This window comes from Streptomyces sp. NPDC055632 (assembly GCF_053618675.1).
On sequence record NZ_JBSHHY010000075.1, the window covers coordinates 1 to 10,321 of the forward strand.

The following is a 10,321-nucleotide window of genomic DNA, read 5'->3' on the forward strand; positions in this document are numbered from 1 at the left end:
CTGGGCCCGGGCGCCCCGCCGGCCCGTCGGGGGGCTTCAAGTGCCCTTGCCTCCCCCCCCCCCCGCCGCGGGGGGGGGGCCCCCCCCCCGGGGGCCCCGCCCGGCAGGTGTGGCGACGGCTGCGCACCCGCCCGGCCGCCCTCGCCTCCCTCGCCGTCCTGCTCCTGCTCGTCCTCCTCGCCCTCGCCGCGCCGCTGCTCGCCGCCCTGGAGGGCCAGGACGCGTACGCGTACCACGACGACCTCGTCGACTCGGCGCGCGGCGGCGTCCCGTACGGCTCCTTCGGCGGCGCGAGCGCCGACCACTGGCTCGGCGTCGAACCGGGCACCGGCCGCGACCTGTTCGTCCGGCTCCTGTACGGCGCCCGGATCTCGCTGCTCGTCGGCATCGGCGCCACCGCCGTCCAGATCCTCCTCGGCGTCCTCGTCGGCCTCGCCGCCGGGCTCGGCAACCGCTGGGTCGACACCGTCCTCGGCCGCGCCACCGACGTCCTCGTCGCCCTGCCGATGCTGGTCCTCGCCATCGCGCTGACCGCCGTCGTCCCCCGCGACTTCCCCCGGCCGCTGCTCCTGATCCTCGTCATCGGGTTCCTCGGCTGGGCCGGCACCTCCCGGATCGTGCGCGCCCAGACGCTCACCCTCAAGAGCCTCGACTTCGTCGCCGCCTCCCGCCTCGCCGGCTCAGGACGGTGGCGGACCGCCCGCCGCGAGCTGCTGCCCGCCCTCGCCGCCCCCGTGATCACCTACGCGGCGATCCTCGTCCCCACCAACATCGTCGTCGAGGCGTCCCTCTCCTTCCTCGGCGTCGGCGTCACCCCGCCCACCCCGTCCTGGGGGCAGATGCTGTCGACCGCGCAGACCTGGTTCCGCGCCGACCCGGCGTACGTCCTGCTGCCCGCCGGGCTGCTCTTCACCACCGTGCTCGCCTTCACCGTCCTCGGCGACGCGGTCCGCACGGCCCTCGACCCGCGCGAGACGAGCCGGCTGCGCGTGGGCACCCGTAAGGAGTCCTCCCGATGACCCGCTTCGTCCTCAAGCGGCTCGCGGGTGCCGCGCTCGTCCTCCTGGCGCTCTCGGTCCTCGTGTACGGCCTCTTCTACCTGGCCCCCGGCGACCCCGCCCGGCTGGCCTGCGGCGAGCGCTGCAACCCCCAGCAGATCGCCCAGGTCCGCGAGCAACTCGGCCTGAACCAGAGCGTGTTCGCGCAGTACCTGCACTTCCTCCAGGGCGTGTTCACCGGCCGCGACTACTCCACCGGGACCTCCGTCGTGCACTGCGACGCGCCCTGCCTCGGCCTGTCGTACCAGAGCGATCAGCAGGTCACCCAGCTCGTCCTGGAGCGCCTGCCCGCCACCGCCTCCCTGGCCCTCGGCGCCATGGTCGTCTGGCTGCTCGTCGGCGTCGGCACCGGACTGCTCTCGGCCCTGCGCCGGGGCGGGATCACCGAGCGCGTCCTCACCGTCCTCACCCTCGCCGGCACCGGCACGCCCGTCTTCATCCTGGGCCTGCTCCTCCTCATGGCCGTCTGCGCCTACCTCCAGTGGCTGCCCTTCCCCAGCTACGTGCCGCTGGGCGAGGACCCCGAGCAGTGGGCCTGGAACATGCTGCTGCCCTGGATCACCCTCGGCTTCTTCGAATCCGCCAAGTACGCCCGCCTCACCCGCAGTTCCACCCTGGAGACGCTCGCCGAGGACCACATCAGGACCTTCCGCGCGTACGGGGTGGGGGAGAGGTCCGTCGTCACCCGGCACGCCCTGCGCGGCGCCGTCCCGCCGGTGATCGCGATCAGCGCCGTCGACCTCGGCTCGATGTTCGGCGGGGCCGTGCTCACCGAGTCCCTCTTCGGCATCCCCGGCCTCGGCAAGACCCTCATCGACGGGGTCCGCCAGATCGACCTGCCCGTGGTGGTCGGCGTGGTCATGGTGATGGGCACGGCCGTCGTCCTCGCCAACGTCCTCGCGGACCTGCTGTACGCGGCCGCCGACCGAAGGGTGGTCCTGACGTGACCGCGTCCGAGACCCCGGCCCCCCTGGTCGACGTGCGGGACCTGTCCGTCTCGTTCGACCGCGCGGACGGCTCCGTACGGGCCGTCGACGGGCTCTCCCTCACCCTCGCCGAGGGCCGCGCGCTCGCCCTCGTCGGGGAGTCCGGCAGCGGCAAGTCCACCGTCGCCGGCGCCCTCCTCGGCCTCCACCGGGGGACCGGCGCGAAGGTCACCGGCACCGTGCGCGTCGGCGGCATCGACGTCGCCACCGCCGGCCCCGCCGACCTGCGGCGGCTGCGCGGCGGCGTCGCCGCCATGGTCTTCCAGGACCCGCTGTCCTCCCTGGACCCCTACTACGCCGTCGGCGACCAGATCGCCGAGGTGTACCGGATCCACGCCGGGGGCTCGCGGAAGGCCGCCCGCGCCCGGGCCGTCGACGTCCTCGACCGGGTCGGCATCCCCGACGCGGCCCGCCGTTCCCGCTCCCGCCCGCACGAGTTCAGCGGCGGCATGCGGCAGCGCGCCCTCATCGCGATGGCCCTCGCCTGCGAGCCCCGGCTCCTCGTCGCCGACGAGCCGACCACCGCCCTCGACGTCACCGTGCAGGCCCAGATCCTCGACCTGCTGCACGAACTGCGCCGCGAGACCGGCACCGCGCTGCTCCTCGTCACCCACGACGTGGGCGTGGCCGCCGAGAGCGTCGACGAGGTGCTCGTCATGCGCGACGGGCGCGAGGTCGAGCGCGGCCCCGTCGCCGGCGTCCTGGGCGCTCCCTCGGAGCCGTACACGCGCGCGCTGCTCTCCGCCGTGCCCCGGCTCGACGGGCCGGCCCGGACCCCGGCGGGGAACGCCTCCACGGCGGGGAACGCCTCCACGGCCGGGAACGCCTCTCCGGAGGGGGACGCCTCCCCGGCAAGGGACGCCTCCCTGGCAGGGGACGCCTCCCTCGCGGGGGGCGTGCTGCTCGAAGCGGTCGGGCTGCGGCGGGAGTTCGGGCGCGGCGGGCGGGCCGTGACCGCCGTCGACGACGTCTCCCTCACCGTCCGCGCCGGCGAGACCCTCGGCGTCGTCGGGGAGTCCGGCAGCGGCAAGACCACCCTCGGCCGCATGCTGGTGCGGCTCCTCGACCCGACCGGCGGCCGGCTCCGCTACCGGGGCACGGAGATCGGCGCCCTGTCCGAGCGGGACCTGCGCCCCTACCGGCGCGAGCTCCAGATGGTCTTCCAGGACCCCGTCGCCTCCCTCAACCCGCGCCGCTCCGTGGGCGAGTCGATCGCCGACCCGCTGCGGGTGGCGGGGGAGCGCGACGAGAAGCGGATCCGGGACCGGGTGCGGGAACTGCTCGACCGGGTGGGGCTCGACCCCGACCGCTACGAGGCCTATCCGCACGAGTTCAGCGGCGGCCAGCGCCAGCGCGTCGGCATCGCCCGCGCGCTCGCCGCCGAGCCCCGTCTGATCGTCTGCGACGAATCCGTCTCCGCGCTCGACGTCACCACCCAGGCCCAGGTCGTCGAGCTGCTCGCCGCGCTCCAGGCCGAACTGGGCCTCGGTCTCGTCTTCATCGCCCACGACCTCGCGGTCGTCCGCCGGGTCAGCGACCGGGTCGCCGTCATGCGCGGCGGCCGGATCGTCGAGCAGGGCACGGTCGAGGAGGTGTACGGGGCGCCCCGCGACCCGTACACCCGGCAACTGCTCGCCGCCGTCCCCTCGCTGGACCCGGTCCTCGCGGCGGCCCGCCGGGAGCGGCGCCGGGAACAGCGCGCGGAGCGGGGCAAGGAGCTGGCCGTCGCCTGACCCTCCGTGACCGTCCCCCCTTTTCCCGCGAGGTACCGCGTTGGGGGTGGTAATTTTACGACCATCCACCCCTTCGGGTGGTGCGACGCACAACCGCCCGCCCCGCCGCCGACTTCTTTGTTTACGTTCTTCCCGCTGCGAGTCACCGGACCAACGGTGGCCGCCGTCAAGGGAGATCGGGGGTGCGCTCGTGCGGATCGGACTGCTCACGGAAGGTGGCTATCCGTACGCCGTCGGTGAATCCGGAGTCTGGTGCGAGCGGCTCGTGCGCGGTCTCGGGCAGCACCGCTTCGACCTGTACGCCGTCGGCCGCCCGCCCGCCACCGGCGCCTCCCTGCCGCTGCCCCCCAACGCCCGGATCGTCCGCGCCGCCGACCCCGGGAACCTCCCCGAACGCGCCGCCCGCCGCGCCTACGGCCGCCGCGACCGCCGCCGCTTCACCGAGGCGTACGAGCACTTCGCCACCGGCCTCTGCGCGGAGGAGGACACCGCCGACGGCGCGGCCGCCTTCGCCGAAGGGCTCTACGCGCTCGCCGAACTCGCCCGCGAGCGCGGCGGACCGCCCGGCGCGCTCCGCTCCGACGACGCCGTCCGCGCCCTCGAAGCCGCCTGCCGCGCGCCCGGCGCACGCCGGGGCGCGGCCGCCGCCGGACTCCCCGACCACCTCGCCTTCGCCGAGCACCTGGAGAAGGCCCTGCGCCCCCTCTCCCTCGACTGGTACGAGGAGGACGCCCTCGGCGCGGCCGACCTCTGCCACGCCGCCGCCGGAGGGACCACCGCCCTCCCGGGACTCCTGGCCAAGCGCTTCTTCGGGACCCCGCTGCTCGTCACCGAGTACGGCGTCCCGCTCCGCGCCCACTACCTCTCGGCCGCCGGCGCCGACCGCTCCGCGCCCCTGCGCACCCTGCTCGCCGCCCTCCACGGACGGCTCGCCGCCGAGGTCTACCGGCAGGCCGCCCTGCTCACCCCCGGCAACGCCCACACCCGCCGCTGGCAGGAGAAGTGCGGCGCCGACCGGGACCGCATCCGCACCGTCCACCCCGGCATGGCCGCCGACCGCTTCGACGGGGTCGGCGAGGACGAGGAGAGCGGCGACCCCGCCACCCTGGTCTGGGTCGGCCGCGCCGAACCCGCCAAGGACCTCGTCGCCCTGCTGCACGCCTTCGCCGAGGTCAGGGCCCGGCAGCCCGACGCCCGGCTGCGGATCGTCACCGTCCCCGTGCGGGACCCGGGCGCCGACCTGTACCTCGCCCAGTGCAGGGCCCTCGCGGCGCAGCTCTTCCCCGACGAGGCCACGGGGGCGCACGCCGTCGGCGAGAACCCCGTCTCCTTCGAGGAGCTCGGCGGCCCGGAGGCGCCCGGCCTGGAGGAGACGTACGCCTCCGGCGCGGTCGTCGTCCTCTCCAGCGTCGTCGAGGGCTTCCCGGCCGGGCTCGTCGAGGCGATGTTCTGCGCGCGGGCCACCGTCTCGACCGACGTCGGCGCGGTCGTCGAGATCATCGGCGGCACCGGGCTCGTCGTGCCCCCGCGCAACCCCCGGGCCCTCGCCGACGCGTGCCTCGCGCTGCTGCGCGACCCCGGGCGGCGGCACCGGCTCGGCGCCGCCGCCCGCGCCCGCGCGCTCGAACTCTTCACCGTCGAACAGAACCTGGCCGCGTTCCGCGGCATCTACCTCGAACTCCTCTCCCACGCGCCGGTGCGCCACCGGCCCGGGGACGGAGCCCTCTTCGCCCACCCCGCCGAGGCGCACGTGCCGGGGAGCTGGAACCCCGGCGCCGTGCCCGCGGGCTCCGGAGCCACCGATGCCTGAAGGAGACGACCCCATGCGCGCCGCCGCCGCCCCGACGAGCCCCGGAGCCTGGGACGCCCGCTCCGAGGCCCTCCTCGGCACCCCCGCCCTCACGGCCGGCACCGTCGAGGACTCCCCGTCCGCGATAGCCCAGGCCCCGGGGGCGGCCACGGCGACGTCCCCGCGGCCCCACCCGACCGCCCCCGCACCCCAGGGGGAACGGCCCACCGAACCGCCGCCGGCCCGGGAGGACGAGCCCGGGAGCGGGAACGGACCGGAGCACGGGGCGGAGGCCGAGACCGAGGCCGAGAACGGGACGGGCGCCGAGGCCGAGCCCTCGCCGGACCGGGACGCACCCGACACGGCGCCTTCGTCTTCGCCTTCACCTTCGTCCTCACCTTCGCCTTCGCCTGCGGCGGTTCCGGCCGCGTGCGGCCCCGCGGCCCCGAGGCCGACCGCCGAACCCGAGCCCGCCCAGGACCCGCCCGCCCAGGACCCGCCCGCGCCGGCCCCGTCCACACCGCCCCCGGCCGTCACAGCGGCCCCCGTCCCCGCCCCCCGCCCCCGCCACGGCACCGCGGACCCCGTCAAAGTGCTTCTGCACCGGCACCGGGAGCTGTGCGAGCGGGCCGTCGACGCCCTTGAGGTGGCCGCCGGGCTCGAAGCGCGGGGGTTCACCGACCGGACCGCCGCGCGGTACCGGCACCGGGACGTGTTCTCGCTCGCCGAGGAGCTGTACGCGCGCGTGCCGTGCGGCCGGGAGGAGACCGGGGCCGTCGACGGGACCCGGCCGCCCGAGCCCGTCGCCCCCTGGGCGCTCGCCGTGCTCGCGCCCGGCGCCGTCGCCGCGGTCGCCGGGCTCGGACTCGCCCTCGCCCACGGGCCCGTGCGCGCCGCCGTCGGTGCCGCCGGGGCCCTCGGGCTCGCCGGGGCGCTGTTCCTCGCCGTCCGGCGCGGCCCCTTCCGCGCGCCCGGCGGCCGGACCGCGCCCGCCGCCCGCCTCTGGACCCTCTGGCTCCTGGCGTACGCGATCGGCGGCGACGGACTCCTCACGGAAGTGCTCACCGGCGGCCCCGACGGGACCTGGGACCTCACCCCCGGCCCCCTCCTCGGCCTCGCCCTCGCCGTCGCCCCCGCCGCCTGGTGCGCCCACCTCTTCGCCGTCCGGGCCCGCCGCCGGATCGCCGACAGCCGGGGCCTCGCCGACTTCGCCGCCGCCGTCCGGCCGCTGTTCCTCGGCACCGTGACCCTCCAACTCCTCGCCCTCGCCGCCCTCCTCGTCCCCACCGGGGCCGGCCCGGGAGCCCTCGCCCTCGGCGCGCTCCTGCTGCTCGCCCGGCTCCTCACCGTCCACGGCCACCCCGGGACGGCCTCGGCCGCCCTCGCCGCGGCCTGCGCCGCCGAGGCGCTCGCCCTCGCGAGCGTCCTCTCCTCCCGCCTCCCCGTCCCCGGCTTCGACGCGCTCGCCGTCCCGGTGCGCGCCGTCACCGACGCCTGGGGCCCGGGGGCCGTCCCCACCCTCGTCTGCGGCGCCGCCGCGCTCGGCCTCCTGGCCCACGCGACCGGCTCCCTCGCCCGGGCCTCGGCCCACGCCGCCCCGTGAACCCCCCGCACACCCGCGGAGCCGACGCCGCGGGCGTGCTCCGCCCCCTCCCACACCACCCCGCAAGGAGAACGAAGAACATGACCCCTCAACCCCAAGGAACGGCCGGTCGGCACGAAGGGGCCGCGCGATGAGGGTGCTACTGCTCGGAGCCAACGGCTTCATCGGCCGCTTCGTCGCCGACCGGCTGCTCGCCGACCCGGCCGTCCACCTCACCGCCCTCGGTCGGGGCGACGACGCCGACGTACGGTTCGACCTCGCGTCCGGCAGCCCCGGCGCGCTCACCCGCTTCCTCGACGCCGTCCACCCCGGAGTCGTCGTCAACTGCGCCGGCGCCACCCGCGGCGGCGCCCGCGACCTGACCCGGCACAACACCGTCGCCGTCGCCACCGTCTGCGAGGCCCTGCGCCGCAGCGGCTGCGGCGCCCGGCTCGTCCAGGTCGGCTGCGCCTCGGAGTACGGGCCGAGCCAGCCCGGCTCCTCCACCGCCGAGGACGCCGTGCCCCGGCCCGGCGGCCCGTACGGCGTGTCCAAGCTGGCCGCGACCGAACTCGTCCTCGGCTCGGGCCTCGACGCCGTCGTCCTGCGGGTCTTCTCGCCCGTGGGCCCCGGCACCCCCGCCGGCTCCCCGCTCGGCCGCCTCGCCGAGGCGATGCGCCGGGCGATGCAGGCCGGGGACGGCGAGCTCAAGCTCAGCGGCCTCGGCGTGCAGCGGGACTTCGTGGACGTGCGGGACGTGGCCCGGGCCGTCCACGCGGCCTCGCTCTCCGCCGCCCAGGGCGTCGTCAACATCGGCACCGGCCGCGCGGTCCGGCTCCGCGACGCCGCCGCCGTCCTGGCCCGGGTCGCCGGCTACTCCGGCAACCTCAACGAGCTGGACGCCCCGCACGGCATCCCGCAGCGCCCGATGATCGGCGCCCCGCGCACCGAGGGGACCATCGCCGACCAACTGGCCTCCGCCCCCTACCCGTACCCCGACGGCTGCGGGCCCTGGCAGCAGGCCGACGTGCGCACCGCCCGCGACCGGCTCGGCTGGCGGCCCCGGATCAACCTGGAGGAGTCGCTCGCCGACATCTGGATGGAGGCGGCGTGTCGCATCTGACGACCACGGCCACCGGAGCGGTCCAGGCCCTGGGGGTGGGCGTCCCCGGCTACGCCCACCCGCTGCTCGCCCCCGTCGAGTGGGCCGAGCTGACCCGTCCCGGCACGCCCCTGCACTGGGCCGTGCTCAACGTCGCGGACGGGCCGGGCAGCCGCCCCGACCCGCACTGCCTGGAGGCGGCGGGGAAGCTCCGCAACGCCGGGGTCAGGGTCCTCGGGCACCTGGACGCCGCCCACGGCTCCCGGCCCTTCGGGGAGCTGGTCTCGGACGCCCACCGCTTCCTCGACTGGTACAAGGTGGACGGCTACTACCTGGACCGCTGCCCCGCCGACCGGGCCGACCTGGCCGGGGTGCGGCGGGTCTGCGCCACCCTGGAGACCGTCCTCGGCGGCGAGGCCCACCTCGTCCTCGGCCACGGCACCCATCCCCACCCCGGGTACGCCGAGGCCGCCGACCAGCTGGTGACCTTCTCCGGCGCCTGGACGGACTACCGCTGGTCGCAGGTGGCCGAGTGGACCGCCGAGTACACGGAGACGAAGTTCGTCCACCTCGTGCACGGCGTCCCCCGCACCCACCTCGACGAGGCCCTGCGGATCGCCCGCTGGCAGGGCGCCGGGACGATCTTCTTCACCGACCGTCCGGGCCGCCCGGGACAAATCGATCCATTCCACTCGCTGCCCGGCTACTGGGACGAAATCGTCTCGCGGATCGGACCGGGTGTCTCGGAATGAGAAGGGGCGTGGCAGTGTTACGGGGAGAACAACCGTACTGACATACCGACCACCGGAGTCCCCGTGTCGCTGCCACCCCTGGTCGAGCCGGCCGCCGAGCTCACCGTAGACGAGGTCCGCAGGTACTCCCGCCACCTGATCATCCCGGACGTCGGGATGGACGGGCAGAAGCGGCTGAAGAACGCCAAGGTGCTGTGCGTCGGCGCCGGCGGCCTCGGCTCGCCGGCGCTGATGTACCTGGCCGCCGCCGGCGTGGGCACGCTCGGCATCGTGGAGTTCGACGAGGTCGACGAGTCGAACCTCCAGCGCCAGATCATCCACAGCCAGTCCGACATCGGCCGCTCCAAGGCCGCGTCGGCGCGGGACAGCGTGCTCGGCATCAACCCGTACGTGAACGTGGTCCTCCACGAGGAGCGGCTTGAGGCCGACAACGTCCTGGAGATCTTCGGCCAGTACGACCTGATCGTCGACGGCACGGACAACTTCGCCACCCGCTACCTGGTGAACGACGCCTGCGTGCTGCTGAACAAGCCGTACGTGTGGGGCTCGATCTACCGCTTCGACGGCCAGGCCTCGGTCTTCTGGTCCGAGTACGGCCCCTGCTACCGCTGCCTCTACCCGGAGCCCCCGCCGCCGGGCATGGTCCCGTCCTGCGCCGAGGGCGGCGTCCTGGGCGTGCTCTGCGCGTCCATCGGCTCCATCCAGGTCACCGAGGCCATCAAGGTCCTCGCCGGCGTGGGCGACCCGCTGGTCGGCCGCCTGATGATCTACGACGCCCTGGAGATGCAGTACCGCCAGGTCAAGGTCCGCAAGGACCCGAACTGCGCGGTCTGCGGCGAGAACCCGACCGTCACCGAGCTCATCGACTACGAGGCCTTCTGCGGCGTCGTGTCCGAGGAGGCCCAGGAGGCGGCGGCCGGCGCGACGATCACTCCCAAGCAGCTCAAGGAGTGGATCGACGACGGCGAGAACATCGACATCATCGACGTCCGCGAGCCGAACGAGTACGAGATCGTCTCGATCCCCGGCGCCCGTCTGATCCCCAAGAACGAGTTCCTGATGGGCACCGCCCTCCAGGACCTCCCGCAGGACAAGCGGATCGTCCTGCACTGCAAGACGGGTGTCCGCAGTGCGGAAGTCCTCGCCGTGCTCAAGTCCGCGGGCTTCGCGGACGCGGTGCACGTCGGCGGCGGAGTGATCGGCTGGGTCCACCAGATCGAGCCCGAGAAGCCGGTCTACTAGGAGCTCGCCCGAGCGCGGACGACAGCGGCCGGGGGCCCGGGGCGCCCCGCGAAAAAGGGGTGGGCCCCCCCCCCCCC

General features: G+C 75.6%; 8 protein-coding genes. All 8 read left to right on the forward strand.

Annotated elements, in window-relative coordinates; translation table 11 throughout:
* Positions 1 to 107 precede the first annotated feature (107 nt).
* The 8 genes from ACWGSR_RS37105 to moeZ all read left to right on the forward strand — a co-directional run bounded on the left by ACWGSR_RS37105 (position 108) and on the right by moeZ (position 10,244).
* Positions 108 to 1,019 carry an ABC transporter permease gene (locus ACWGSR_RS37105; RefSeq protein ID WP_376328226.1) on the forward strand — a complete coding sequence of 304 codons (912 nt, stop codon included), beginning with the start codon at positions 108 to 110 and terminating at the stop codon, positions 1,017 to 1,019.
* Positions 1,016 to 2,005, forward strand: coding sequence for an ABC transporter permease (locus tag ACWGSR_RS37110; protein ID WP_376246691.1), 990 nt, complete (start codon positions 1,016 to 1,018; stop codon positions 2,003 to 2,005). Before ACWGSR_RS37105 ends, ACWGSR_RS37110 begins: the two co-directional genes overlap by 4 nt.
* Positions 2,002 to 3,777, forward strand: a complete 1,776-nt coding sequence (locus ACWGSR_RS37115; protein ID WP_453573738.1) for an ABC transporter ATP-binding protein — start codon at positions 2,002 to 2,004, stop codon at positions 3,775 to 3,777. Before ACWGSR_RS37110 ends, ACWGSR_RS37115 begins: the two co-directional genes overlap by 4 nt.
* 190 nt (positions 3,778 to 3,967) lie before the next feature.
* Positions 3,968 to 5,587, forward strand: a complete 1,620-nt coding sequence (locus ACWGSR_RS37120; RefSeq protein WP_453573740.1) for a DUF3492 domain-containing protein — start codon at positions 3,968 to 3,970, stop codon at positions 5,585 to 5,587.
* On the forward strand, positions 5,580 to 7,169 hold the full coding sequence (locus ACWGSR_RS37125) for a hypothetical protein (RefSeq protein WP_453573743.1): 1,590 nt from the start codon (positions 5,580 to 5,582) through the stop codon (positions 7,167 to 7,169). Before ACWGSR_RS37120 ends, ACWGSR_RS37125 begins: the two co-directional genes overlap by 8 nt.
* Before the next feature lie 130 nt (positions 7,170 to 7,299).
* Positions 7,300 to 8,271, forward strand: a complete 972-nt coding sequence (locus ACWGSR_RS37130; RefSeq protein ID WP_125665393.1) for an NAD-dependent epimerase/dehydratase family protein — start codon at positions 7,300 to 7,302, stop codon at positions 8,269 to 8,271.
* Positions 8,259 to 9,002 (forward strand): spherulation-specific family 4 protein, encoded by a 744-nt coding sequence (locus ACWGSR_RS37135; protein ID WP_376246704.1) that lies wholly within the window; start codon positions 8,259 to 8,261, stop codon positions 9,000 to 9,002. The genes ACWGSR_RS37130 and ACWGSR_RS37135 overlap by 13 nt, the downstream gene beginning before the upstream one ends.
* Positions 9,003 to 9,065: 63 nt before the next feature.
* On the forward strand, positions 9,066 to 10,244 hold the full coding sequence (gene moeZ / locus ACWGSR_RS37140) for an adenylyltransferase/sulfurtransferase MoeZ (RefSeq protein ID WP_376328231.1): 1,179 nt from the start codon (positions 9,066 to 9,068) through the stop codon (positions 10,242 to 10,244).
* Positions 10,245 to 10,321: the final 77 nt, after the last annotated feature.